This window comes from Halobellus rarus, from assembly GCF_024494595.1.
GTDB lineage: Archaea > Halobacteriota > Halobacteria > Halobacteriales > Haloferacaceae > Haloquadratum > Haloquadratum rarum.
Genome location: NZ_JANHDI010000002.1, coordinates 66944 through 91513, shown reverse-complemented (window position 1 = coordinate 91513; position 24570 = coordinate 66944). Strand labels below are relative to the sequence as shown.

General features: G+C 66.1%; 21 protein-coding genes. 15 read left to right on the top strand and 6 right to left on the bottom strand.

From position 1 onward, the window contains the following. Positions 1–581: 581 nt before the first annotated feature. Complete coding sequence (acs, locus tag NO876_RS03625) at positions 582–2564, bottom strand: acetate--CoA ligase (RefSeq protein WP_256420320.1); 1983 nt, start codon at positions 2562–2564, stop codon at positions 582–584. A 173-nt stretch (positions 2565–2737) separates the two neighbouring features. On the opposite strand from acs, the gene NO876_RS03620 reads away from it, so the two are divergent. From NO876_RS03620 to NO876_RS03605, 4 genes are all read left to right on the top strand, one after another. Beyond that, positions 2738–3364, top strand: coding sequence for a nitrous oxide reductase accessory protein NosL (locus NO876_RS03620; RefSeq protein WP_256420319.1), 627 nt, complete (start codon positions 2738–2740; stop codon positions 3362–3364). Beyond that, the gene (locus NO876_RS03615; protein ID WP_256420318.1) at positions 3364–5493 is read left to right on the top strand and encodes a NosD domain-containing protein; all 2130 of its coding nucleotides are present in this window, start codon (positions 3364–3366) and stop codon (positions 5491–5493) included. Before NO876_RS03620 ends, NO876_RS03615 begins: the two co-directional genes overlap by 1 nt. Further along, the gene (locus NO876_RS03610) at positions 5490–6359 is read left to right on the top strand and encodes an ABC transporter ATP-binding protein (protein ID WP_256420317.1); all 870 of its coding nucleotides are present in this window, start codon (positions 5490–5492) and stop codon (positions 6357–6359) included. Before NO876_RS03615 ends, NO876_RS03610 begins: the two co-directional genes overlap by 4 nt. A 133-nt stretch (positions 6360–6492) precedes the next feature. Continuing rightward, positions 6493–7308, top strand: a complete 816-nt coding sequence (locus NO876_RS03605) for an ABC transporter permease (protein WP_256420594.1) — start codon at positions 6493–6495, stop codon at positions 7306–7308. A gap of 60 nt (positions 7309–7368) precedes the next feature. Here NO876_RS03605 and NO876_RS03600 read toward each other — a convergent pair whose 3' ends face one another. After that, positions 7369–8013 (bottom strand): FAD-dependent oxidoreductase, encoded by a 645-nt coding sequence (locus NO876_RS03600; protein WP_256420316.1) that lies wholly within the window; start codon positions 8011–8013, stop codon positions 7369–7371. A gap of 266 nt (positions 8014–8279) precedes the next feature. Between NO876_RS03600 and NO876_RS03595 the strand changes: the two genes are divergently transcribed. The 3 genes from NO876_RS03595 (at position 8280) to NO876_RS03585 (ending at position 12568) form a co-directional block, all read left to right on the top strand. Beyond that, the gene (locus tag NO876_RS03595) at positions 8280–10034 is read left to right on the top strand and encodes a 2-oxoacid:acceptor oxidoreductase subunit alpha (RefSeq protein WP_256420315.1); all 1755 of its coding nucleotides are present in this window, start codon (positions 8280–8282) and stop codon (positions 10032–10034) included. Then, on the top strand, positions 10031–10894 hold the full coding sequence (locus tag NO876_RS03590; protein ID WP_256420314.1) for a 2-oxoacid:ferredoxin oxidoreductase subunit beta: 864 nt from the start codon (positions 10031–10033) through the stop codon (positions 10892–10894). The genes NO876_RS03595 and NO876_RS03590 overlap by 4 nt, the downstream gene beginning before the upstream one ends. 438 nt (positions 10895–11332) lie before the next feature. After that, on the top strand, positions 11333–12568 hold the full coding sequence (locus tag NO876_RS03585; RefSeq protein ID WP_256420313.1) for a digeranylgeranylglycerophospholipid reductase: 1236 nt from the start codon (positions 11333–11335) through the stop codon (positions 12566–12568). Positions 12569–12707: 139 nt separating this feature from the next. On the opposite strand, the gene NO876_RS03580 is transcribed toward NO876_RS03585, so the two are convergent. After that, complete coding sequence (locus NO876_RS03580; protein WP_256420311.1) at positions 12708–14807, bottom strand: methyl-accepting chemotaxis protein; 2100 nt, start codon at positions 14805–14807, stop codon at positions 12708–12710. Positions 14808–15241: 434 nt separating this feature from the next. On the opposite strand from NO876_RS03580, the gene NO876_RS03575 reads away from it, so the two are divergent. Together NO876_RS03575 and NO876_RS03570 are read left to right on the top strand one after the other, a co-directional pair. Further along, positions 15242–16024 carry an aldo/keto reductase gene (locus NO876_RS03575; protein WP_256420593.1) on the top strand — a complete coding sequence of 261 codons (783 nt, stop codon included), beginning with the start codon at positions 15242–15244 and terminating at the stop codon, positions 16022–16024. 115 nt (positions 16025–16139) lie between these two features. After that, the gene (locus tag NO876_RS03570; RefSeq protein WP_256420310.1) at positions 16140–16334 is read left to right on the top strand and encodes a DUF7333 family protein; all 195 of its coding nucleotides are present in this window, start codon (positions 16140–16142) and stop codon (positions 16332–16334) included. Positions 16335–16355: 21 nt separating this feature from the next. Here NO876_RS03570 and NO876_RS03565 read toward each other — a convergent pair whose 3' ends face one another. Both NO876_RS03565 and NO876_RS03560 read right to left on the bottom strand, forming a co-directional pair. Next, complete coding sequence (locus NO876_RS03565; RefSeq protein WP_256420309.1) at positions 16356–17462, bottom strand: DUF373 family protein; 1107 nt, start codon at positions 17460–17462, stop codon at positions 16356–16358. A 140-nt stretch (positions 17463–17602) separates the two neighbouring features. After that, entirely contained in the window at positions 17603–18526 is a 924-nt protein-coding gene (locus NO876_RS03560) for a coiled-coil protein (RefSeq protein ID WP_256420308.1), read from the bottom strand. Between the two features lie 335 nt (positions 18527–18861). Between NO876_RS03560 and NO876_RS03555 the strand changes: the two genes are divergently transcribed. The 3 genes from NO876_RS03555 (at position 18862) to NO876_RS03545 (ending at position 20889) form a co-directional block, all read left to right on the top strand. Further along, the gene (locus NO876_RS03555; protein WP_256420306.1) at positions 18862–19311 is read left to right on the top strand and encodes a DUF371 domain-containing protein; all 450 of its coding nucleotides are present in this window, start codon (positions 18862–18864) and stop codon (positions 19309–19311) included. A gap of 129 nt (positions 19312–19440) precedes the next feature. Continuing rightward, positions 19441–20316 (top strand): endonuclease III domain-containing protein, encoded by an 876-nt coding sequence (locus NO876_RS03550; RefSeq protein WP_256420305.1) that lies wholly within the window; start codon positions 19441–19443, stop codon positions 20314–20316. A 90-nt stretch (positions 20317–20406) separates the two neighbouring features. Further along, a complete protein-coding gene (locus NO876_RS03545; RefSeq protein WP_256420304.1) occupies positions 20407–20889 on the top strand; it encodes a preprotein translocase subunit SecD family protein in 483 nt (160 codons plus the stop codon). 42 nt (positions 20890–20931) lie between these two features. Here NO876_RS03545 and NO876_RS03540 read toward each other — a convergent pair whose 3' ends face one another. Continuing rightward, a complete protein-coding gene (locus tag NO876_RS03540) occupies positions 20932–21429 on the bottom strand; it encodes a VOC family protein (protein ID WP_256420303.1) in 498 nt (165 codons plus the stop codon). 127 nt (positions 21430–21556) lie between these two features. Between NO876_RS03540 and NO876_RS03535 the strand changes: the two genes are divergently transcribed. Genes NO876_RS03535 through NO876_RS03525 form a run of 3 tightly spaced genes read left to right on the top strand, consistent with a single transcriptional unit; the run spans position 21557 to position 24545 of the window. Beyond that, on the top strand, positions 21557–22744 hold the full coding sequence (locus tag NO876_RS03535; RefSeq protein ID WP_256420302.1) for a COG1361 family protein: 1188 nt from the start codon (positions 21557–21559) through the stop codon (positions 22742–22744). Further along, positions 22741–23406 (top strand): ABC transporter ATP-binding protein, encoded by a 666-nt coding sequence (locus NO876_RS03530; protein WP_256420592.1) that lies wholly within the window; start codon positions 22741–22743, stop codon positions 23404–23406. The genes NO876_RS03535 and NO876_RS03530 overlap by 4 nt, the downstream gene beginning before the upstream one ends. Then, positions 23403–24545, top strand: a complete 1143-nt coding sequence (locus tag NO876_RS03525) for an ABC transporter permease (protein WP_256420301.1) — start codon at positions 23403–23405, stop codon at positions 24543–24545. The genes NO876_RS03530 and NO876_RS03525 overlap by 4 nt, the downstream gene beginning before the upstream one ends. Positions 24546–24570: the final 25 nt, after the last annotated feature.

Sequence of the window (24570 nt, the reverse complement as noted above, 5' to 3'; positions counted from 1 at the left end):
ATACCAGATCCAGAGCTGTCGGATGGTTCTAGTGAATACTCACTATCGACGACAGTTGTGTCCCCCTGTTGTATCCGAAGGTGAACTACAATCTCGCTTGCTCGCTGGTTGGCCAATACGACACCACCCAGACGAAGCCCTTGTTCGAAACCGGCCTCTAGGCATCCTGATGTTCCGACGAGGGTCCCACCTGCTGCAATACAGAATTCCCGCCGATCCATACGCAAGTTACCACAGAGTTGGATCATAACAGCACTGAACGAAAGTGTGGCGATTACAGAACTATCGCGGAATTTGCACCACCGAACCCGATCAATCCGCATTGTCTATCGGACGGCTAATTCATCGACGACGGACGTGAAATCAATGACCCCGAACGATCGCCACACACTCAGCTTCTAGCATATTCCACCGCGAGCGAGGCCGAAGGCCGAGCGAGCGGCATTTTTCCCTCCAGGTTTTTGCGCGGTGGGTTCCCGCAGCGAGCGGAGTTCCCGTGAGCCGAAGGCGAACGGGAGCACGGGAGAACTTTGTTCTCCCGGAGCGAGCGAGGAAACCCACCGCGACAAAAAGGTGGATGTTTAGCGCTGCACTTTCCCCTGGATCTCCGTCACGATGTCGGGGTTCCGCAGCGTCGTCGTGTCGCCGAGTTCCTCGCCGTTGGCGATCTCTTCGAGCAGCCGACGCATGATCTTTCCAGACCGGGTCTTCGGGAGTTCGGGCGTGAAGATCACCTGTTCGGGGCGGGCGATCGGTCCGATGCCGTCCTCGACGCCTTCGATGATCGCCTCGCGCATCTCCTCGGTTCCCTCGTAGCCGTCTTCCAGAATGACGTACGCGTAGACCGCCTCGCCCTTCACCTCGTGCTCGCCGCCGACGACGGCCGCTTCGGCGACGCCCTCGACGCCGACGATGGCCGATTCGATCTCCATCGTCCCCAGGCGGTGTCCGGAGACGTTGAGCACGTCGTCGACGCGGCCCAGAATGGTGATGTAGCCGTCGTCGTCGATCTTCGCGCCGTCCTCGGGGAAGTACACCCACTCGTCGGCGTCGGGATCGGAGTACTCCTGCCAGTACTCTTGGACGAACCGCTCGTCGTTCTGATACAGCGTCCGCAACATCCCCGGCCAGGGCTTCTCGACGGTGAGATAGCCCGCGCGGCCGGCCTCGACCTCCTCGCCGGCGGTGTCGACGACCTTGGCGTCGATCCCCGGCAGCGGCGGTCCCGCAGAGCCGGGTTTCATCGTGCCGACGCCGGGCAGCGTCGTCACCATCATTCCTCCCGTTTCGGTCTGCCACCACGTGTCGACGATCGGGCACGCCTCGTCGCCGATGTGTTTGTAGTACCACTTCCACGCGCGGGGATTGATCGGCTCGCCCACCGTTCCCAGCAGTCGGAGACTGGAGAGGTCGTGGCGCTTGGGGTACGCCGACCCCCACTTCATAAAGGCGCGAATAGCGGTCGGTGCCGTGTAGAACACGTCGACGGCGTACTTCTCGACGATCTCCCAGAGGCGGTCTCGCTCGGGATAGTCGGGCGTGCCCTCGTACATCACCGTCGTCGTCCCGAGCGACAGCGGCCCGTAGACGATGTAGGAGTGGCCGGTGATCCAGCCGATGTCCGCCGAGCACCAGTAGGTGTCCTCGGGCTTCAGATCGAGGACGGCGTGAGACGTCCACGTCGTGTACGCGAGGTAGCCGCCGGTCGTGTGCTTGACGCCCTTCGGCTCGCCGGTCGTCCCCGACGTGTACATCAGGAACAGCATATCCTCGGCGTCCCGCTCGACCGGATCGATGCGGTCGCCCTGGTGATCGTCCAGCAGATCGTCCCAGTCGTGCTGGTTACCCTTCAGATCGTGGCCGAAGCCGTCGTCACCGAGGCGGTCGACGACGACCGTCGCGTCGACGCCGTGGTCGACGCCCTCGAGCCCCTCGTTCGCCTTCGCGAGGTGGTCGAGGGGATCGCCGCGGCGGTAGTAGCCGTCGCAGGTGACCAGGTACCGGGAGTCCGCGGAGTTCATCCGCGTCGCGAGCGCGTCGGCTGAGAACCCCGCGAACACGACGGAGTGCGGGGCACCGATGCGGGCGCAGGCGAGCATCGCGATCGGCAGTTCCGGGACCATCGGCATATAGAGCGTCACGACGTCGTCTTCCTCGACGCCGAGATCACGCAGGGTCGCCGCGAACTCGTTGACCTCGCGATACAGATCCTGATACGTGTAGGTCCGCGTCTCGCCGTGCTCGCCCTCCCACTTGATCGCGACGCGGTTCTTGTCGCCGTTCTCGACGTGTCGGTCCACGCAGTTGTACGAGGCGTTCAGCGTTCCGTCGGCGAACCACTCGTAGAACGGTCCGTTCGACTCGTCGAGCACCTGGCTGTACTCGGTCTCCCAGTCGAGCAGGTCGGCCGCGCGGGTCCACGAGCGCGGCCAGTCCGCCTCGAACTCCTCGTAGATCGACTCGTCGGAGACGTTCGCCTGTTCGACGAATTCCTCTGGGGGCTCGAAGGTCTCCTGTTCTACCAGTCGTGCCTCGAGTTCTCCGTCTCCATCTCCGTCAGGCATATTCGTTCTTATTATTCGAACACCGGATGATAAATCTGTGCGACTCCCTCGTTTTCGACCCGATTAACCGGGTGACTGCGATGACCTCACCCGGTGATGTTCGCGTTGCGTTCGGTCTCAGTTCCCGAGAACGGCCCCGGTGCGTTTTTGCCGCCAGTCCCGTACTGTAATGTATGGATAACGAACAACCGGGAGTCCCGGACGGGGAAGCGGACGCGACGTCGATCGGCCGTCGCCCCGTTTTACTCGCGGGTACCGGGATGCTCGTGGGGTCGCTGAGTGGTTGCCTCGGCGGCACCGGATCGGGTGGAGACGGAGGCGGGGACGCCCCCGCGGCGATCACGATCCCCGAAGCGGCCACCTGCGACGTCTGCGGGATGACGATCCGGCAGCATCCCGGCCCGAGCGCGGAGATCTTCTACGCGGATGAAGAACCCGAGGGCCACGAGAACCCGGCCCGCTTCGACAGCACCTGGGAGGCCTACCAGTACGAGTTCGAACGGGACGACGAGGGCTGGGAGGACGTGGCCTTCTACGTCACCGACTACTCAGCGGTCGACTACGAGACGTTCGAAGACGGCGGCGACACGCTGATCACGAGACACTACGAGGCGTCCTCGTTCGCGCCCGTGACCGACGTGACGTTCGTCGTCGACTCCGAGGTCAAGGGGACGATGGGTCGGGACCTGATCGGATTCGGGGACGAGGCCGACGCCGAGTCGTTCCAGTCCGAGTTCGGCGGTTCGCTCACCGGTCACGACGGCGTCACGCCCGAAGTGGTCGCCGGCCTCGGAACCTGATGGCGCTCCTCTCGTCGACCGGGACTCGGTGGCTGACGGTGCTCGTGAGTCTGGCGCTCGTCGCCGCGAGCCTCTCCTTTCTCCTGACGCCCGCCAGCGGCGAGTCGCTGCGCCCGGTCGACTTCGCGGACACGGTGGATATGGGCGGCACGGGCGTCGACGCCCGCCGCGCGGACGACGAGGGGTTCGTCCTCCCGCAGGTGGAGGTCTTCTACTCGGGCTATCGGTACGTGGTGGGCTACGTGGGCATCGAGACGGCCGTGAGCGAACTCGGCGACGCGAGCGCGCAGCGGCAGTTCGGGGACCCGCTCGCCGTCTACGTCTCCGACTTCTCGACGATCGAACCGAACCTGACCGAGGAAGGGTTCGTGGTGCCCGAGCGCGGCCGGTCGGTCGGCTGGACGCCCGCCGACACGGCGTTCTACGTCGTCGACAGTGACGCCGCGATTCCCTCGGGCCCGGTGACAGTCGCGTTCTCCGAGCGCGCCGACGCCGAGCGGTTCGCCGCAGCCCACGGGGGCGAGGTCGTCGACTGGGAGGCGCTCCGATCCCGGGTCGGCGATCCGCTCCCCGCGAAACTGGACGGGTTCGAGGCGAGCGTCGACGACCGACACGCCTGGGCGAACGACACCGTGACGGCCGCCGAGGAGCGCGGGCAGCGACCCGTGAGCGTGGTCGTCGGTGTCGATCCCGGGTCCGTCTCAGAGCGAGCGGCGGCCGACGGTTCGGCCCCAGTCGAGGTTCCGGCAGACGTCGCGAGCGAACCGACGGTCTCGGCGGCGCTCGACGCCGCACCGCCGAACACGACCGTCTACCTCCCGCCGGGGACGTACGAGGTCGACAGGCTAGTGGTGAACCGCTCGATCACGCTCGCGGGGGCCGGGGCCGACACCATTCTCCGCGGCGACGGCAACCGGAGCGTGCTCTACGTCCGCGCCGACGGCGCGGCCGTCTCCGACCTCCGGGTCGACGGCGTCGGCGACGTCGGAAGCCGCGGCCGGGACCTGCGAAACGACTCGGGCGACTGGGACACGACGGTCCAGTTGGCCTACGGCTACGGCGACGCGGGCGTCGTCCTCGACGGTGCGGCCGGTGCCTCGGTCCGAGACGTGGAGGTCGACACGCCCGCGAGCGGCGTCATCGTTCGGGAGAGCCCCGATTCCGTGATCCGGAACCTGACGACCCGCGGCGCGGAGACCGCCCGCGGGGGGTTCATGGGTGTGGTCCTCATCGGCTCCCCGAGCGTCGTACAGGATTCGACGTTCCTGGGTGGTCGCGACGGCGTCTACACCCATCGAGCCGACGGCAGCGTCGTGCGCGACAACGACGCGGAGCCGGGCCGGTACGGCGTCCACGAGATGTACACCTCCGAGTCGTTGGTGGCGAACAACACCGTCCGCGACGCCCAGGCCGGCGTCATCGTGATGACGCGACCGGTGGACAACGCCGTCGTCGGCAACGACGTCAGGGGGAGCACCTACGGCGTCGTCCCCGCCGGCAGCGACTCCTACTACGCGCGGAACGTGATCGTCGACAACGAGTACGGCCTTCAGGTCGCCGGCGACCGCAACGCCTTCGTCGACAACGTCGCGCTCGAAAACGAGGTCGGCGCGCGAGCGAACGACATCCTGCCCTCGAACTGGGTCCTCAGAAACGACTTCCTCCGCAACGAGCGAGCGGTCGAATCCCGCATCGGCCCGCTCCGGACGTGGTCCCACGGCGGGGTCGGCAATCACTGGGGGACGCTACCCATCCCCGACGGCGACGACGACGGCGTCTACGACCGCCCGTACCGACCGACCGGAACGGTCGACTCGCGCATCGGAACGGTCTCGGGCGCGACCGCGCTGGCGCAGTCGCCGGCCGTGGCGACCCTGCGCCGCGTGCAGGACGCCGTCTCCGGCCTCCGACAGTCGGGCGTCGTCGACACCGACGCGCGGACGGAACCGTTTCATCCGAAACTCGTCGACGAGGCGCTGACGGAGGGGAGAGCCGATCGGTCGCACACTGGCGTCGATCCGACCGAACACGTGACCGGCGTAGACACCGCGGACATGAGCACCGAAGGCACTAGGAACGTGACCGCCGAACGCACCGGCAACGTGACTACTGGAGGTGTCGCGCCGTGAGCGAGGACGCGCCCGCGACGGCGCTGCGCGCGCAGGCGATCGATCAGTCCTTCGGCGACGTCGACGTCCTCTCCGGCGTGTCGCTGTCGGTCGCGCGCGGCGAGGTCGCCGCGATCGTCGGGCCCAACGGCTCCGGGAAGTCGACGCTGCTTCACATCCTCGCCGGCATCGCCGCGCCGGACGGCGGTTCGGTGGCGGTACCCCGGGAGGCCGCGGGCGCTCGGAGCGTCGGGTACCTGCCGCAACGGCCGGCGTTTCGCGACGGGTTCTCCGCGCGCGACACCCTCGGGTTCTACGCGCAACTACTGGACGGCGTCGACGACGAGGACGTCGCCGCGACGCTCGACCGCGTCGGACTCGGCGGCGTGGCGGATCGATCAGTCGGGTCGCTCTCGGGCGGGATGACTCGGTTACTCGGTCTCGGACAGGCCGTCCTCGGTGAACCGTCCGTTCTGATTCTCGACGAGCCCGGGAGCGGCCTCGACCCGGCGATGGTCGAGCGACTGTTCGGCGTCGTGGGGGACCTCGCCGCCGACGGCACGGCGGTCGTGGTCGCCTCGCACGAACTCCCGGCCGTCGAGACACACGCGGACACGGTCTACGTGCTGGACGCGGGGGACTTCGCCGCGAGCGGGTCGCCCGCGGAGTTGTTGACGGAGACGGACACGGACTCGCTCTCGGAGGCGTTCCTCCGCATCGTTCGGGCGCAGGTCGGCGAGTCAACGGTTCGAGCGGGCGTCGGCGGACGCTCATCGAAAAAGACTGCTGGAGCCGATACGGCCGAGACGGATGATACGGCCGAGACGGATGCCGACGACGGAGTCGAGACGGATGCCGACGACTCGGAGGTGAACGGCGGTGAGTGAGAACGATGACGAGAGGGGCAGCGATAACGCTGGGAGGGAGAACGACAGCGACGACAGTGGGGGAAAAAGCGACAGCGACGACGGCGGAACCGAATCGTCGGGTCGCGAGCGGGTCGCTGACGTCGCAGAGGACCTGTTCGTGATCGCCACCCGGGAACTCCGGACGATCGTCAGAACGCCGGCGCTTCTGGCGCTCGCGGCGGCCTTCGCGGTGAGCGTCGTCGGCGTCGCGTGGGCCGGAACCGGGGGCGGCGGGGGGTTCGTCCCGCTGACGCTCGACCTGTTGACGTTCGTCGAGGTACTGGTGCCGCTCCTGGCCGTCGCCTTCGGCTACCGCTCGATCCTCGGCGACAGGCAGACCGGCGAACTGGACGTCCTGCGGACGTTCGACGTGGAGCGACTCTCCTACGTCGGCGGCGTCTACCTCGGCCGCGCGCTCGCGCTCGTCGCGCTCGTCGTCGGGACGCTCCTCGCCGTCGGACTGTTCGTCCCGTTTCTCACCGCCGACATCCCGACGTTCCTGGCGATCAACGCCGCGGCGGATTCGGGGGTTCGATACGTTCGGTTCGTGGTGCTCTCGGCGGCGTTCACGCTGGTCGTCCTCGCGGCGACCGTCGGCATCTCGGCGGCCACGCGGACGGTCCGGACGGCGTTCGCGCTGGCGGCGGCGCTGGCGCTGGCGCTCGTCCTCGGCATCGACACCGCGCTCGTCGCCGGCCTCGCGAGCGGGACGATCCCCGAAGACGGACTCGCGGTGTTGCTCGCGCTCAGTCCGAACAGCGCGTTCCGCGGGCTCGTACTCTCGAGCGCGGTCGGGGTCGTTGGCGGCGCGGACGTCGCCGCCGGCAACGCCGCCCTGAACGCGCTCGGACTCCTCGCCTGGTGGCTCGGAAGCCTCTCGATCGCGCTCTGGCGCGTCTGGCCCGCGGTCGAACCGATCGAGGAGTGATCGGTGAGACATCAATCGCGGTGCGACTCGCCGGGGTCCGGCCCGGGCGCGACCGACCGATCACCCGAAGTTCTCGACCTTCGCGTCCTCGGGCCCGAGTCCCGCGTCGTCGAGCGCGCTCGTCGCGTCGTTGACGAAGCCCGCGAAGCCGTAGACGAACACCTGTTCGCCGTCCTCGTCGCCGAGGGCGGCCGCGACGGCGTCGGCGATTCCGTCGCCCTCGTCGACAATATCTACGGAGGCCCCCGACTCGCGGAGCGCGTCCAGTCGGTCCCCGTGGGCGACTGCGTCCGTTCGGTAGACGATGGCCGCGTCGTTGCCGTCGGCGACTGCGGCCTCGGCGATGCCGACTGCGGGGCCGATCCCCGGACCGCCGGCGAGGACGACGACGCGCGGTTCGCCCTCGTAGTAGCTGTCGCCGAACGGACCCGAAATATCGAGCTCGTCACCCGCCTGAAGGTCGATCAGGAACTGGCTGAACGGTCCGGCCTCCTCGGGGTCGACCCCGACAGTGACCTCGAACGTGTCGTCGACGCCGGGCGAGGAGAGCGTGTAGAAGCGCGCGTACCCGTCGCCGTCGATGGTGGTGGAGAGCTTCACGAACTGTCCGGGTTCGGCGTCGAATCCCTCTGGCGACTCCAACTCGAGTGCGACCGTCCGCGGCCCGACGTCACGGACCGCGCTGACGGCGACTGTCGCGTCCATACGACGGGGTTGGTGACCCGCGGAAAAGGACTTTGCCTTCCGGCTGCGTCGCCGGTATTGTGGCGTTCGTGCCGACGGTGGTTCCGTCGGACAGCAGTGTGACTGTCCGGTCATTTATAAGTGCAATATTTGCATATCGGCAGTTATCTACACCGATATTTCCGCATTTTTATTTACGTACGTTAGATTTTGAACGTACCGAACCGTTCCTTTTTTCAATGGCTTTCAGAAGGCTTTTCTTCGGTCCAGAGGTACCTCTTAGCCACATGCCTGCGGACTTCAACTGGGCCATCGGCGGCGAAGCCGGCGATGGCATCGACTCGACGGGGAAAATCTTCGCCCAGGCGCTCTCCCGAGCCGGGCGGCACGTGTTCACGTCGAAGGACTTCGCCTCGCGGATCCGCGGCGGCTACACGGCGTACAAGGTCCGGACGGCGGTCGATCCGGTCCAGAGCGTCGTCGATCGGCTCGACGTGCTCATCGCGTTGACCCCGCGCACGATCGAGGAGAACCTCGACGAACTCCACGAGGGTTCCGTCATCATATACGACGGCGAGCGGACCACGATGGAGAACGTCGAGATTCCCGAGGGAATGATCGGGCTCGACGTCCCCCTGAAACGACTCGCCGAGGAGGCCGGCGGCGCGATTATGCGCAACGTCGTCGCTCTCGGTGCAGCGTGTGAAGTGTCGGACTTCCCCATCGAGAACCTCGACAGCGCCCTGGAGAAGCGCTTCGGCTCGAAGGGGCAGTCGCTCGTCGACAACAACAAGGAGGCCGCCCGGGCCGGCCGCGACTACGTCGCCGCGGAGTACGGCCACGAGTTCGAGTACGAACTCGAGACGACCGACTCGGATTACGTCCTACTCAACGGCGACGAGGCCATCGGAATGGGGGCGATCGCCGCCGGCTGTAAGTTCTACGCCGGCTATCCGATCACGCCCGCGACGGACGTGATGGAGTACCTCACGGGGCGGATCGAGCAGTTCGGCGGCCACGTCGTCCAGGCCGAGGACGAACTGTCGGCGATCAACATCGCACTCGGGGCGGCCCGGGCGGGCGCGCGGTCGATGACCGCGACGTCGGGGCCGGGGATCGACCTGATGGCCGAGACGTTCGGCCTCGTCGCCACGAGCGAGACGCCGCTGGTCGTCGTCGACGTGATGCGCTCGGGCCCTTCGACGGGGATGCCGACCAAACAGGAACAGGGCGACCTGAATATGATGCTGTACGGCGGTCACGGCGAGATCCCGCGCTTCGTGCTCGGTCCGACTTCCATCTCGGAGTGCTTCTGGAAGACCGTCGAAGCGTTCAACCTCGCCGAGAAGTACCAGACGCCGGTCTACATCGCCGCTGACCTCGCGATGGCAGTCACCGAGCAGACGTTCCCGCCGGAGGCGTTCGATATGGACGAGGTCGAGATCGACCGCGGAAAGGTCGTCGACGAGGAATCGATCGGCGAGTGGCAGAACGAGAAGGGGCAGTTCAAGCCCCACGCGCTCACCGAGGACGGCGTCTCGCCGCGGGCGTTCCCCGGAACGGACGGCGGCGTCCACATGTCGACGGGGCTCGAACACGACGAGCTCGGGCGGCGGACCGAGGACACGGAGATGCGCGTCGAGCAGGTGGACAAGCGCGCCCGGAAGGTCGAGACCGCGCGGGCGGAGGAGGACCTCTCGCCGCGGGAGTTCGGCGACGAGGACTCGGAGAACCTCGTCATCTCGTGGGGCTCGAACGAGGGCGCGATGACCGAGGCGATCCAGTTCCTCGACGAGGAGGGCATCGACGTGCGCTTCCTCTCGGTCCCGTATCTGTTCCCGCGGCCGGACCTGACCGAGGCGGTCGAGACCGCCGAGAACGTGGTCGTCGTCGAGTGTAACGCCACCGGCCAGTTCGCGGACGTCGTCGAGCACGACACGCTCTCGCGGGTCGACCGCGTGAACAAGTACGACGGCGTGCGGTTCAAGGCCGACGAACTCGCAGGAGAGATCAAAGCGGCCCTCCAGGAGGCAGACCAATGAGCTCCGACGTTCGATTCACTGACTTCAAATCAGACAAGCAGCCGACGTGGTGTCCCGGGTGCGGCGACTTCGGGACGATGAACGGGATGATGAAGGCGCTGGCCGAGACCGGAAACGACCCCGACAACACGTTCATCGTGGCGGGGATCGGCTGTTCCGGCAAGATCGGGACGTACATGCGCTCCTACGCGCTCCACGGCGTCCACGGCCGCGCGCTCCCGGTCGGCACGGGCGTCAAACTCGCGAACCCCGACCTGGAAGTGATGGTCGCCGGCGGCGACGGCGACGGCTACTCGATCGGTGCGGGCCACTTCGTCCACGCCGTCCGGCGAAACGTCGATATGACCTACATCGTGATGGATAACCGCATTTACGGCCTCACGAAGGGGCAGGCGTCGCCGACTTCGCGATCGGACTTCGAGACGTCGACGACGCCCGAGGGGCCGCAGCAGCCGCCGGTCAACCCGCTCGCGCTCGCGCTCGCGTCGGGCGCGACGTTCATCGCGCAGTCGTTCTCGACGGACGCCCAGCGTCACGCCGAGATCGTCCGAGAGGCCATCGAGCACGACGGGTTCGGATTCGTGAACGTGTTCAGTCCCTGCGTCACGTTCAACGACGTCGACACCTACGACTACTTCCGCGACAACCTGGTCGACGTCGCCGAGGAGGGCCACGACCCGACGGACTACGACGCCGCCAAGAACAAGATCCTCGACGCTAGCAAGGAGTACCAGGGCGTCATCTGGCAGAGCGAGAAGTCGATCCCGTACGGTGAGAAGCACGGTCTCGACACGAACACCTCTGAGATCGACGAGGGCGCGCCCGAGGGCGCGATGGACCTCGTCCGCGAGTTCTACTAGGCCCTTTGTACGTCGGCGGGTCCCGCGCTCGCTTCGCTCGCTGCGGAACCCACCTCGCAAAAAGCTCTACCAAAAACTTCCGTTCGCTCCGGGAGAACTCCGTGCTCCCGTTCGCCTTCGACTCACGGGAACTCCGCTCCCTCACGGGGGAACGGCGCGCACCGCGCGCCGATGCTTCTCCTTGGTTGTGGACCGTTTCGTCACCGTCCAGCCCGACTGTTCTTCTCCCCTGTGATTCCGCCCTCTCGCGGGCGTCAGGAACGTTCCCGCGTGTTTTTTATCTGCGACCCGATTTACCACGAGTGACAATGACCGCTGACGCCGCGACCGCCAGTCGAAGACCCCGGCGGGCCGGACTACACTCCCAGTGCGGTGTCCGCGCGACCACCGCACCGGTACGCCGGTGCGCGCAGCCGACGCATACTATGAGAACACGCTATGTCTGAACACTACGACGTCGTCATCGCCGGCGCAGGCCCGGCCGGAGCACAGTGTGCGCGTGACCTCGCGCAGCGCGAGTACGACGTGCTCGTGCTGGAAGCCGAACCCGAAGACCAGTTCCCGCGGCAGTCGAACAAGTCCACGGCGGGGACGTTCGCGTCGATGACGGGCGCGTTCGGGATTCCCGACGACGTCGTGATGAACTACACCGACGAGGTCGTCTTAGAGTCCCCCAACGAGCACTTCGTCCAGAACCAGCCCGGCGCGGTCCTCGAGTTCGCGGACTTCAAGCGGTGGCTGGTCGCGGAGGGGCGCGAGCACGGCGCGGAGTACCGCTTCGACGCGCGCGTGAATAACCCTATCACGGAGGACGGAGAGATCGTCGGCGTCCAGTACGCCGGCGACGAGGAGGTGTACGGCGACATCGTCGTGGACGCCACGGGGCCGGCGGCACCGCTCGCGAAGAAGCTCGGCGTTTGCGGCCTCGAACGGAAGCACCAGGCGGTCGGAATCGAGTGGGAGATGGAGGGCGTCGACGTCGACCACCCCGAGTTCGCGGACCTCACCGACGCGATGATGCTGCGCCTCGACCACGAGTACGCGCCCGGCGGTTACTCGTGGATCTTCCACACGGGCGGCGACACCGCGAAGGTCGGCCTGTGTTACATCCAGAACGGGAGCTACCAGCAGTACGGCGACACGTCGAAGAGCATCGACGACCACCTCAACCACTGGCTGGAGACCGACCCCCGGTTCACGGACGCCCAGCGTATCGCGGACAAGCAGCAGCACCGTGGTAGCGCACACATCCAGATGCCGGACGGCTTCAGCGCGGACAACTTCATGGCTATCGGTGACACCGTGCCGACCATCGATCCGTTGTGGGGCGAAGGCATCCACAAGTGTATGGAATCCGCGCGCGCGGCCGCCATCACGGCAGACCGCTGCCTGATGGGGTCGCAGACGGACACGTCGGCGGAGGCGATGACCATCTACGACGACCTCTGGCGGGCCCGCGTCGCGCCGGATATGCGCACGCGGTTGACGATGACCCAGTTGCTGTACCTCGCGCCGAACGACCGCTACGACCGCCTGATGGCCGACCTGAACGCGATGGGCGCGGAAACGCTCACCGACGCCAACGACGGCAGCATCCGCAGCCTCTCGAAGCTCGTCCACATCGAGGACGTGCCGTTACTCGCCCGGTTCGTGAAACACCGGTTCACCGAGTGAGGCCGTAGTCCGCGATTCAAATACCCCTCGAGTCAGCCTCCACCCGGATATGCGTGCCGAGGGGTGACGAGCCCCGCTGGCGAACGGAATGCGGATACCCGGTCTCGAAAACGCCTGCGCAAACGGAGACGGACCGCCGTCAGCTCCGGAACTCGAAGGCGTTCCCCCCGTCAGGCTGTGCCGCCGCAGGCTCAGCCGCCTCCGATGGTGACGGGGCATCCGCGGTCGAATCGTCGGCGGACGGCACCGCGTCCGTAGCCGTTTCGTCGACCTCGAACGCCGATACCTGTTCGTGCAGGGATTCGGCGAGCTGTGTGAGGTGCTGGATGTTTTCGGTGGCCTCCGACAGCGACGCGGCCTGCTCCTCGGTGGCTGCCGAGACGTTGCTCGCCTCGGCCGCCGTCTGCTGACTCACGCTCGATACCTCGTCTGCCATCGCCACGACCTCCTCGGAGGACGCCGCCTGATCGTCGGTGGCGGTGCTGATCTCTCGAATCCCGCCCTCCGCCTGCTCGACGGCGGCTGCGATCTCGTCGAACATTTCGATCGTCTCCTCGATGGTCTCCGTGCCGCGTTCGACGCGCTCGCTCATCGTTTCCATCTCGTCGGAAGTCTCCGTCGTCATCGTCTGGACTTCGTTGATACTGGTTTCGATGTCGTTCGTCGCTTCGGCGGCTTCCTGTGCGAGCCCTTTAATCTCCTCGGCGACCACGGCGAATCCTTCGCCGGCTTCGCCGGCGCGAGCAGCCTCGATCGAGGCGTTGAGCGCGAGGAGGTTCGTTCGCTCGGCGATCTCCGTGATCATCTCGGTGATTTCGCCGATCTCCTCCATCTCGCTGTCGAGCTCGTCCACACGAGTCGCCGCCGTGTTCGCGCTCTCCTCGATCGACTGGATCTGCTTGGTCGCTTCGGCGGCGTATTCCTGGCCGGCGTCGCTCCGTTCGACGGCCGTCGAAGCCGTCGAGGCCACTTCCTCCGTCGAGGAGGCGATCTCCTCGACAGTCGCGGACATATCGTTCATCTCGCCTGCGACCTCCTGGAGGCTCTCGCTTTGGCTCTCAGCCCCCTGAGAGATCTCTTCGACGGAGCCGGCGACCTCTTCGCTGGCCTGTTTGATCTCCTCGGCGCTGCTGGAGACCTCTTCGCTGGATCCAGCCACCTGATCTGCGATCTCTTGGATGCTCCCAATACGCGTGTTCAGTTGCTCGACGCCGCCTTCGAGGTTCGTGAGGACGGAACCGTACTCCCCCGGTCGGTCCGTCTCGATGCTCTGGTCGAGCCTGCCTTGGCTGATGTCGTCGCTGACCCGCCGTATCTCGGCGAAGCTCCCGGTGAGTTCGTCGGTCCCGCTATCGATACCGCGCATAACCTGTCCGTAGGTGCCCGGGTAGTCGGTCTCGATACGCTGACCGAGTTCTCCCGATTCGAGGTTGCGGCTGACGGTCTCGAGTTCACCGAAGACTCCCCGTAGGTTCCGCTGCAACTCTTTGAACGCGTCGACCATCTGCCCGATTTCGTCGCTTTCCACGTGATCGTCGAGCGGATTGTCGAGGTCGCCTTCGCTGGCAGCGATGGCGGCCTCGGACAGCTGGGTCACGGGCAGCGTGATGCGTCTCGACACGAAGAGGCCGAGACCGATAGCGACGACGAACGCGCCGACCGTCACACCGAGGATCTGAAACTGGCTCGTCTGGGTGGTGCTATCGGCGATCGCCACCTGGTTTTCCATATCCGCTTGAGCCGACTCCTCTATAGCGTGGGCGTTCTCCTCCATCTCGATTCGCAGCGCGTCCATCTCCGCGGCTTTTTGCTCCGCGAGGTCCGCGTTTCCGGCCGCCTGTGCCTCGAAGAACTCCGCCCCGAGACTGTTGTACGCTTCGTGCTGCGATCGTAACTCCGAAAACCGCTCTTCTTGCTCCGCACTCAGGTGGGTTTCACTCAGTCGAGCGGCCTCCTCCTCGAAGTGCTGTGCCGCCTGGTCGAAGTCGTCCCGTGCGCCGGAACCTCCGAGTTGAGCGGCCTGTATCGATCCCCGTTGTTGCTCGATCGCGACGATCATCTCCGCCGACGCGTCCATCTTTTCTCCGTCCTCCGCTATCAGGTGAGCTTCCTCGTCGACGGTACCCACTGCCTCATAGCCGATGAACCCCGTTACAGCGACCAATACTGCCACGAACACGAACGCGAGAATGAGTTTCGGTCCGAGGTTGAGCCGATCGATCGCTATCCTGTCAAACATCTATAGGGGTAGTAATACTCAGAGAATATAATATTCTACTGAATAGTTATCATAATTGAAAATTCGGGAGGGGCGTATCGGGCGGTCCCGCAGGCCGACACTGTCGAGACGATCTTCGCTTTAGGTTGACGGCGACGGAGATCACCCGCGAAGACGGCGGCTTACGAATGCTACGATACCTCGCCTCCCCGGCGGCCTTCGAAACGCGGCAGTCGATCCCTGTGATGACTCGATGGCCGACCGGCACGCGTCCGTCGGTTCGAATCCGAAGTACTGTGCCTTTCGGCCGCTCAGTGCCGGGTTCTTGAGAGATCGACGCACGCTTTCCGGCAACGCTCCCGTCGCCCGCAACGGCTTTTGACGCGAAACGGCAACTGTAACACGATATGACTCACCGATCGACAGCCGAAGAGGGTGGCCCGCGCGCCGACGGGATGCCGATGCTCGGTCTCGGGACGTGGCAGAACGACGATCCCGACGCGTGTGCGAACGCCGTCTCGACGGCGCTCGAGGCGGGCTACCGTCACGTCGACACCGCACAGGCGTACGGTAACGAGGCGCACGTCGGCCGCGGGATTTCCGAGGCCGACGTCGACCGCGAGGACGTCTTCCTCGCGACGAAAGTGTGGATCGACAACCTCGCGTACGACGACGTGCTCGCGACGACCGAGGCGAGTCTCGAAACGCTGGGCGTCGACTACGTCGACCTCCTGTACGTCCACTGGCCCTCGCGGACGTACGATCCCGAGGAGACGTTCCGCGCGTTCGACGAACTCGTCGACGAGGGGAAGGTATCGCGGGTCGGGATCAGCAATTTCCTGCCCGCGCAGGTCGACGAGGCGATCGAACACGCGGACGCGCCGATCTTCGCGAACCAGGTCGAGATGCATCCGCTGCTCCAGCAGGAGGAACTCCGCGAACACTGCGCCGACCGAGACGTGGAGCTCGTCGCCTACTCGCCGCTGGCGCGCGGGAAGGTCTTCGACGTCCCCGAACTGACCGAGATCGCGGAGAAACACGGCGTCAGCGAGGCGCAGGTGTCGCTGGCGTGGCTCCGAGAGAAGGGCGTCACCGCGATTCCGAAGTCGACGAGCGAGGCCCACATCCTCGACAACTGGAACTCGCTCGGCGTCGATCTCGACGACGATGACGTCGCGACGATCGACGCCGTCGATCGGACCGATCGGCAGGTCGATCCCGGGTTCGCGCCCTGGTAACGTCCCGGTCGAATCGAGATCGAAGCGAGCGCTTTCGACGGGGGACATTCGGGGGGACCGATGGGAGATGATCGGGGGGAACCGATTTGTCTCCGCGGTCCGAAGGCCGGGGTGTATGGAGTTCAATCTCCCGACGGCAGCCGGTGCGCTCCTCGCACTGGTGGTACTCGGAACGGGCGTCCTGATCGCCGCCGGCGTGATGGCGACGAGCACAGTCCTGATGATGGTGACGCCGGCGATGCTCGTCTTCGGTGTCATCTGTCTCGCGATCGGGGTCAAACACGGCGAATACCGCGCTCGAAGTCCCTGAACGGCTCCCGTCTCGTCCGTATCACTGCGCCACGTCGTCGAGCGACTCCCCGCCGACGCTCGCGGCGACGCGGACGCCGACGACGCTGACGACGATGCCGGCGACGATGAAGCCAGCGAGCCGCTGCTGTGGCGTCAGCACGTAGCCCCACAGTTGCGGGTCGGCGAGGACGGCCTCCCGCTGGAGGAACCACCCGGCGAACCCGCGGACGACCAGTCCGAGCGCGACGACGCCGAAGGGGAGGTTCAGATACGGCGTACTGATCCCGTCGGTGCCGATGAGTTCGTCGAGCAGCCGCCCCGCGCTCGCGGTGAGCGCGGCGAGCGCGAGCCACGGGACGGCGCTGTAGGTGAACTGCATCGTCCGGACGACGACGGATTCCGGACCCATCTGCGGCGAGACCGAGAGCGCCCCGAGGAAGATGCCGACCAACCCGAGACCGAGGCTGACCGCGTACGTGACGACCGAGACCCGCCCGGAGTACAGCGCCGCCCGCGTTCGTTCGGGGATTTCGGAGAGGTACTCGTCGATCGCGAGCCCCTTGTACAGCAGGACGGCACCCAGGAGCGCAGCCAGCCCCGCCAGCGCCACCGCCGGTGAGAACTGCGTGAGGAGAATCGGGAGGAGTAACAGCGTCGCGCCCAGGGGCACGAGTATCGTCGTCCGCAACTCCTCGTCTCCGAGGAACTGCTTGAGCAGGTAGTACGTCGACTCGATGTCGTGGGCCTGCCGGACGACGACCCGGTCGACCGAATCGATCCGGACGCGGCTCTCGATGACTGGGACCACCCGCTCGTCGTTCGCCGAGTCGAGGACGACGACCGCCGAGTCGGGGTCGTACGTGTCCACGAGCGCGTCGACCTGTGCCGACAGCGAGCGATCCGCCGCCACGAGCGAGTCACCGCCGCCGGAGACCACGGCCAGGACGGTCTCCTCGCGCTCGTCCCGTAAGTCGCGGGCCACCCGAAGCGACTCCAGCAGACAGTTGACACTCGAATCCTCCGGATCGGCCAACCCGACGTCGGTGACGAGCGACTGGACGGCTTCCCAGCCGACGATCGGCATCTCCAGCCCCGCCGTCCGACCGACGTCGTTGGATCGATCGACACAGAGAACGAGCGTAGTCACGGTCCTGAGAAGGGTTGACTCGGTTAAAGAAGTCCCGGTCGACCCTCTGAGAGCGCGATAGTGGGGCGAGCGCCGCCGCTGGACAGTTGAAAAATACGAAAAGACAGCAACCGATCGCGGTCGCCGGCGTCGACGCCGATTTAGAGAAGCCCCGTCTTCTGGAGCTTCATCAGGTCCTCGGTGTCGAGGGTCTCGCCTTCCTTGAACTTCTGGTAGATCTCCTCGGCCTCCTCCTTGGCGGCCTCGCGCTCCTCTTCGCGCTCGTCCTCGCGCTCCTGCTCTTCCTGCTTGTCGAGCTCGCGGAGCCGCTTCTGGACGCGGACGAAGTCCTCGTGATGCTGGTCGGCGGCCTCCTGGGCCTCGACGAACAGCTCGTGCATCGCGTCGGCCTCGTCGCGGATGTCGTCGGCCTCGCGATAGGCCTCGATCATCTGGTTGTGGTGCTCCTGGGCCTCGTCGGCGAGCTCCGTCACCTTCTGGTGGTGCTGGGAGGCCTCCGATCGGACCTCTTCGGCCTCCTCGATGAGCGCTTCGAGTTCACCGCTGTCCTCGACTTTGTCCTTCTTCTGGCTGAGCTCCTCGCGCTTGTCCTCGATCTTCTCGATGAGTTCGCGCTCGTCCTCCGTCGAGAGAACCTCGGTCTGCTGGCGGAACTCGAGCTGCTCGATCTCCTCTTCGAGCTCCTCGATGTTCTTGCCGTCGTCGAGCTCGAGGTCCTCTTTCATCTCCTCGACCTCGTCGAAGAGCTCGTTGGCCTTCGCGTTGAGCTCGTTGCGGCTCTCTTTGTGTTCCTGAACCTGCTCGTTGAGCTCGTCGCGCTTCTCGCGGTGCTCCTGGGCCTCGTCGACCTTCTCTCGCGTCTTGGCGTTCAGATCGTCGCGCTTGGATGCGCGCTCCGAAGCCATCTGGTTCAGATCGTTTCGTCGGTCTCGAAGCTGACCGGCAACTTTGATGAGTTGGCCCTTCGAGCCGTTTTCGAGCTTGTCGTCGGTAAGCTCGATGTTGTCTGAATCTTTGAGTTCCTGTACGTCGTATTCGGTAAGAACGTCTTGCTGCGTCACCATACGTAATCAATCCTCGATACCATCACCGCTCCGGACCGTGGCGGCCGCTCGTCGATCGCTGTCAACCGTGGATAAGAATTCCCGATCATTCTGCGTGCTGTGCCGCCGGAACGCCGGAGGCGTTCTGGTACTTACACATTGCGCGCTACCATATATAAATCTGCCGGAGAGCCGAGCGGCTGTAAATCACTCGCACACACCGCCTACTTCGCGTGTGAGTAGTTCACAGTGGTACGGGAGGGTATATAAATGAAGATGATAGTACGTCACATACACGGCATCGGTCGAGGGACGGAGACCGAGCGACACTTACCGCCGCACCGGAGACTACGGGTATGCGAGAGCGAGAGGTCGTCCACGCGCGCGGCCACGAGAACGTGTCGGCCGAACACGCGAGCACGTTCGAGGTAACGACCGACGACTGGCTCACCCCCGCCGGCGACTGCATCCTCGCCGTCGAAGCGGACCGAACGCCCGCCGACTTCGACGCGTCGTTCGTGGCGGCCTGCCGCGATCCCGACGCGACGATCACGGCGACGATCACGGCGACGAGCGACGACGGCGAAACGCACGAGCAGGCCGTCACCGGCAGGGGACATCCGGATCTCACCTTCGAGAACGAGCGGAGCCACGTGGGGCGGACCAGCGAGTACGTGGACGACCGGACGGTGCTCGTCGCGGCCGACGCGGCCGCGGCGGACCTGGATCGGGACTTAGTCGACGCGCTGGCCGATGGCGCGTCGGTGCGTTTCGAGTTGGTCGTCGAGACCGATCCAGTGGAGTGAGGGGGCGACGACGGAGTGAGCGACGTCGACGAAGCGGTCGAAGCTGACGGAGTGGGCGACGTCGACGAACCGGGGGGCGGAAGACGCCCGGGCCGACGGCTTTTTTCGCGCACCGGCGAACGAGGAAGTATGCCCGAGGAACCGACGGAGAACATCAGCGGCGGCGACGACGGCAGCGTCGCCGCGGCCTTCGAGGCCGGCGACGCGGGAACGCGTGCCGAGGCGGTCGTCGACGAACTCGGAGGGCTGTACTGGCAGAAGACCTACGGTGGCAAGGACGCCTTCGAGTCGCTGGTGCGGACGATCCTCTCGCAGAACACCTCAGACGTCGCCAGCCAACCGGCCCACGACGCGCTGATGGAACGGTACGGAGCCGAGAGGAACGACGCCGACGCTGCGGACGACGCGGGTGCTGAGGACGACGGTGACGGTACCGACGGCCGCGACCTCGCGGCCGCCCTCGCGAGCGCAGAGCAGTCCGAACTCGCCGAGACCATCTCCTCGGCCGGGCTGTACAACCAGAAATCGGAGATGATCATCGGCGCTGCCGAGCGAATCTGCGAGGAGTACGGCGGCCGGGAGGGCTTCGACGAGTTCGTCCGCACTGAGGATCCGAGCGAGGTCCGTGAGACGCTCTTGGACGTCCACGGCGTCGGCCCGAAGACCGCCGACTGCGTCCTGCTCTTTGCCGGCGGCCGCGACGGCGTCTTTCCGGTGGACACGCACGTCCACCGAATCGCCCGCCGGATGGGACTCGCGCCCGCGGACGCAGACCACGAGACGGTCCGCGAACACCTCGAAGCCGACGTGCCGGGCGAGAAGTGCGGCTTCGGCCACACGGCGATGATCCAGTTCGGCCGCGAGTACTGCACGGCCCGCAGGCCGGCGTGTCTCGACGGCCCGGAGGCGTGCCCGCTGTACGATCTCTGTGACCGTGTCGGCGTCGACGAGGTCGGTGAATCCGTCGTCGATCCAGCGGAGGCGGCGGAACTCGCCGGCGAGTGAACCGCGCCGGCGCGAGACCGAACCGATCTCCCGGGAGTCGGTTCCCCGAGGCCGACAGATTTACTACAGTTCACCGATCGGATATCAGCTATGCAACGTCGCCGTTGGCTGGTTCTGTTGGTCACGGGCGCCACCTCCGGCTGTCTCCGTCTCACGGAGACGGGATCCGGACAGGGAGGAACGGAAGCCGGTGGCAACGGCGCGGAGACCGACGACGGCGGTCTCGAAATCCGCTACGCCGACGAGGGCGGGACGCTCCGAACGGCGGTCGAGAACGACGGCATCGCCAGCACCGGGAACCCACGCGAGCGTCGGGATATGTACGTCGTAGAGATCGTCCTCACCACGGCGGCGGCGGAACGACTGGTCGACGCACTCCGGGAGGTCGGGGCGTTCCAGGCCCCGAGCGACCATCCGATCTTCATCTACTTCAGCGGTCGAGAGGTGCAGAGCTTCCAGCTCTCGCGCGATCTCATCGGGGCGATGCGCGAGGGCGGTTTCCAGCAGGACCCGGTGTTCAACATTCAGCTCGAAGACCGGAGCTTCGCACAAGCAATCAGCGACAGTCAGTGACGGCGGTGATCGCGTGAGACGTCGTTTCCGAGTGCGCCACGATCATTCGTCCAGATAGATCGGTGCCGGCTCGTCGTCCCCGCTGGGCCACTCGACGTCGGCCCGCTCGATCAAGTTCCGGACGGCCGACTCGTCGAGCGCGTCGGCGTCGGGCGCGTTCACCTCCACGAGGTTCCCCGCGGGGTCCCGGACGTAGCACTGGACCTCTCCAGAGGGGAGCACGTAGACCGGCGGCTCGCCGTCGACGAAGGCGGTCTCGATCTGGGGGAGGACCTCGAATTCGGCGCTGTCGTGCTCGCGGATCGCCCCGTAGACCGCCTCGAAGTCGTCGACGTGGAGCGCGTGGTGGTTGAACGCGGGCGGCTCGTCGTCGCGTTCGACGATGTGTAACTGTTTGTCACCACACTCCAGCCACTGAATCCGTTCGTCGAACGCCGGAGTCGGTATCCGCTCCATCCCGAAGACGGACTCGTAGAAACCGACCGACTCCTCGAGATCCGCCGCGACGATACTGACGTGCGTGTACCGCGATACGACCATACCTCGATCACCCGCGGTGAATGCTAATAAAACCGCTCGCGTCGTCGAACCGGCCACAGCTTCGAGGAATCGTCCGGGATCCGCGCCCGACGCTATCGTTTAGTGTCACCGACGTGTATGTCGGTCTGTGAACTGGTCCCTCTCGACCCGACTGCTCGTCGCCCTCCTCGTCCTCCTGAGCGGTGTCGGAGCCGTCGGGATGACCGCGACGGCGGCGAATCCGGCCGTACAGCTCTCCTCGGTGTCTATCTCCCCCGAGGATCCCAACACCGGTGAACGAGTCACCATCGACGCGACGATCTCGAACCTGGAGAACAGCGACACGACCGTCGAGGTCCGCGACGTCTACGTCCGAAGGACCGGAACCACCGACGAGTACGCCCGCGTCGAAGACGTCGGGGCGATATCCCCCGGCGGGTCGCTGTCGGTCCCCGTCTCGACCACGTTCGAGACAGCGGGCGAGAAGCGGCTCAGTGTCTACGTCGTCGTCCAGGACAGGGACGACGAATTCCATCGCTACACGTACCCGCTCTACGTCGACGTGACTGAACCCACCGTGCGAGCGGAACTGTCCTCGCGGACGGACGCGGACGGGGAAACGACGTCGGTATCGCTAACGAACTTCGGTAACGCCGACCTCTCCGACGTCGACATCGCCGCCCGCGTCGATGGTGAGGTCGTCGCGCGGAACTTCCTGTTCGACGTCGCGCCCGAGTCGAACCGAACGACCACCTTCGACACCGGCGACTACGCCTCGGAGACCGTCCGGTTCGTCGCCACCTACGACGCGGCCGGCGAGAGCCACGAGACGGAGATATCGGTCGATCTGGACGATCAGACCGAGATTCCGGGCGAGATCCGGCTCACCGCCATCGAGGCCGTGCGAAGCGGTTCCGGAGTGACGATATCCGGCGACGCCGCGAACCTCGGCGGCACCGACGCCCGATCGGTCCTCGTGAGCGTCGGCGAGGCCGACGGCGTGCGCCCGGTGTCGCCCTCTGGGGAGTACTTCATCGGGGCGATCGACGCCAGCGAGTTCGCGACGTTCGAGCTGACGGCGGCGGCCGATCAGAACGCGTCGGCGGTGCCCGTCGAGATCACGTACATCGTCGACAACGAGCGCGTAACGACGACACAGCGGATCTCGCTCGACGAGGATTCGCTGTCGGGCGGCGCCGATTCGGCGGCAGGGAGCGGAGGGCGGCAACCCGGAAGCGACGCCGGCGGCTCCGGCGGCCTCCCGCTGACGCTCATCGGCGCCGGTGTGGTCGTCGTCCTCCTGGTCGGCGTCGGCGTCTACCGATGGCGAAGATGACGGTCGTCGAACTCGAAGACGCGGTGAAGCGGTACCAGAGCGGCGAGGAGACCATCGAGGCGCTGAAGGGGGTCGACTTCGCCGCCGAGCGCGGCGAGATGGTCACGGTGATCGGCCCCTCCGGGTCGGGCAAGAGCACGATGCTCAACCTGGTCGGACTGCTCGATACCCCGACCGAGGGGACCGTCAGGGTCGACGGCCGCGACGTGACGGACTTCACCGAGGACGAACTCACCGAGGAGCGTCGCTCCGGGATCGGCTTCGTCTTCCAGGCGTTTCACCTGCTGCCGATGCTGACCGCGACCGAGAACGTGGAACTCCCGTCGATGTGGGACACCTCGCGGGACCGTCGCGACCGCGCGGTGGATCTGCTGCAACGGGTGGGCCTCGGTGACAGGCTGGATCACACGCCGAATCAGCTCTCCGGCGGGCAGCAGCAGCGCGTCGCCATCGCGCGGGCGCTGATCAACGAGCCGAAGATCCTGCTCGCGGACGAACCGACCGGGAACCTGGATCAGGACACCGGGCGGACGATCCTCGACGAACTGACGCGGCTCAAAGAGGAGGAGGGAATCGCCATCGTCGCGGTGACCCACGACGAACAGCTACTCGAGTACACCGACCGGGTCGTCCACCTCGTCGACGGGGTGATCCAGGAGTGAGCGTCACCGACCTGCTGTGGCGGTTCCCCAGCGTCCAGATGGCCTGGCGGAACCTCGGCCGCAACCGCGTCCGGACGGCGCTCGCGGCGCTCGGGATCATCATCGGCGTGGTCGCCATCTCCTCGCTCGGGATCGCGGGCGTCGCCCTCCAGCAGCAGGCGACGACCGACCTCGGCAGCCTCACGAACGAGGTGTCGATCTCCGCGGGTCCCGACAGCACGGCCGACGGCGTGACCGACGATCAGGTCGAGGAGATCCGGAGCCTCGCGGGCGACGCCGCCGTCGTCCCGCAGAAGTCGAACGCGACGACGCTCTCGGCGCGTGACGGCACCGAGGCGTTCGTGCGTGTGACCGCGGTGAGACAGGCGAGCGCGCTGTACACGGTCTCTGCCGGGGACAGCCCCGATCGGTTGGAGTCGGGGGCGCTTCTCACCGGCGGTACGGCCGAACGCCTCGGGATCGAACTCGGCGATCCCGTCGAGTACGACGGGCGGCTCTACCGCGTCCGGGGGCTGGTCGAGTCCTCCACCGGATTCGGCGGCGGGAGCGAACTCGTGGTCCCGCTGTCCGCGCTCGCAGAGCAGGAGCACTACGACACGGTCACGGTCGTCGCCGCCGACGGCGACGAGGCCCAGGCGATCGCCGATCGGCTCGAAACGCGGTTCAACGAAGGCAACGACGATGTGCTGAGCGTCACCAGTTTCGCGAGCACCCAGGAGAGCATCGACTCGTTCCTGAACACCCTCAACCTCGCGCTCCTGGGAATCGGTTCCATCTCTCTCGTCGTCGCCAGCGTCGCGATCCTCAACGTGATGCTGATGAGCACGATCGAGCGGCGCGGCGAGATCGGCGTGCTCCGCGCGGTGGGGATCAGACGCGGCGAGGTGCTGCGGATGATACTCGCCGAAGCCGCGTTCCTCGGCGTGGTCGGCGGCGTCGTCGGCGCGGTCGCCTCGCTCGGTGTCGGCCTGGTCATATTCCAGGCGCTGTCCGGGGACCCGCTGCTCGTCTTCGGGTGGCCGAGCGTGCGGTACCTCCTGCTCGGGTTCGGGTTCGCCGTGACGGCGAGCGTGTTGAGCGGCATCTACCCCGCCTGGAAGGCGGCGAACGACCCGCCGGTCGAGGCGCTCAGGGGGTGAGATCGGTCGTGGGTCGCGACCGAGT

Bases quoted from the DNA above. Each gene is read 5' to 3' on its own strand.
- acs (WP_256420320.1), bottom strand. From the start codon at position 2,564: ATGCCTGACGGAGATGGAGACGGAGAACTCGAGGCACGACTGGTAGAA.
- NO876_RS03620 (WP_256420319.1), top strand. From the start codon at position 2,738: ATGGATAACGAACAACCGGGAGTCCCGGACGGGGAAGCGGACGCGACG.
- NO876_RS03615 (WP_256420318.1), top strand. From the start codon at position 3,364: ATGGCGCTCCTCTCGTCGACCGGGACTCGGTGGCTGACGGTGCTCGTG.
- NO876_RS03600 (WP_256420316.1), bottom strand. From the start codon at position 8,013: ATGGACGCGACAGTCGCCGTCAGCGCGGTCCGTGACGTCGGGCCGCGG.
- NO876_RS03595 (WP_256420315.1), top strand. From the start codon at position 8,280: ATGCCTGCGGACTTCAACTGGGCCATCGGCGGCGAAGCCGGCGATGGC.
- NO876_RS03590 (WP_256420314.1), top strand. From the start codon at position 10,031: ATGAGCTCCGACGTTCGATTCACTGACTTCAAATCAGACAAGCAGCCG.
- NO876_RS03585 (WP_256420313.1), top strand. From the start codon at position 11,333: ATGTCTGAACACTACGACGTCGTCATCGCCGGCGCAGGCCCGGCCGGA.
- NO876_RS03580 (WP_256420311.1), bottom strand. From the start codon at position 14,807: ATGTTTGACAGGATAGCGATCGATCGGCTCAACCTCGGACCGAAACTC.
- NO876_RS03575 (WP_256420593.1), top strand. From the start codon at position 15,242: ATGCCGATGCTCGGTCTCGGGACGTGGCAGAACGACGATCCCGACGCG.
- NO876_RS03570 (WP_256420310.1), top strand. From the start codon at position 16,140: ATGGAGTTCAATCTCCCGACGGCAGCCGGTGCGCTCCTCGCACTGGTG.
- NO876_RS03560 (WP_256420308.1), bottom strand. From the start codon at position 18,526: ATGGTGACGCAGCAAGACGTTCTTACCGAATACGACGTACAGGAACTC.
- NO876_RS03555 (WP_256420306.1), top strand. From the start codon at position 18,862: ATGCGAGAGCGAGAGGTCGTCCACGCGCGCGGCCACGAGAACGTGTCG.
- NO876_RS03550 (WP_256420305.1), top strand. From the start codon at position 19,441: ATGCCCGAGGAACCGACGGAGAACATCAGCGGCGGCGACGACGGCAGC.
- NO876_RS03545 (WP_256420304.1), top strand. From the start codon at position 20,407: ATGCAACGTCGCCGTTGGCTGGTTCTGTTGGTCACGGGCGCCACCTCC.
- NO876_RS03540 (WP_256420303.1), bottom strand. From the start codon at position 21,429: ATGGTCGTATCGCGGTACACGCACGTCAGTATCGTCGCGGCGGATCTC.
- NO876_RS03530 (WP_256420592.1), top strand. From the start codon at position 22,741: ATGACGGTCGTCGAACTCGAAGACGCGGTGAAGCGGTACCAGAGCGGC.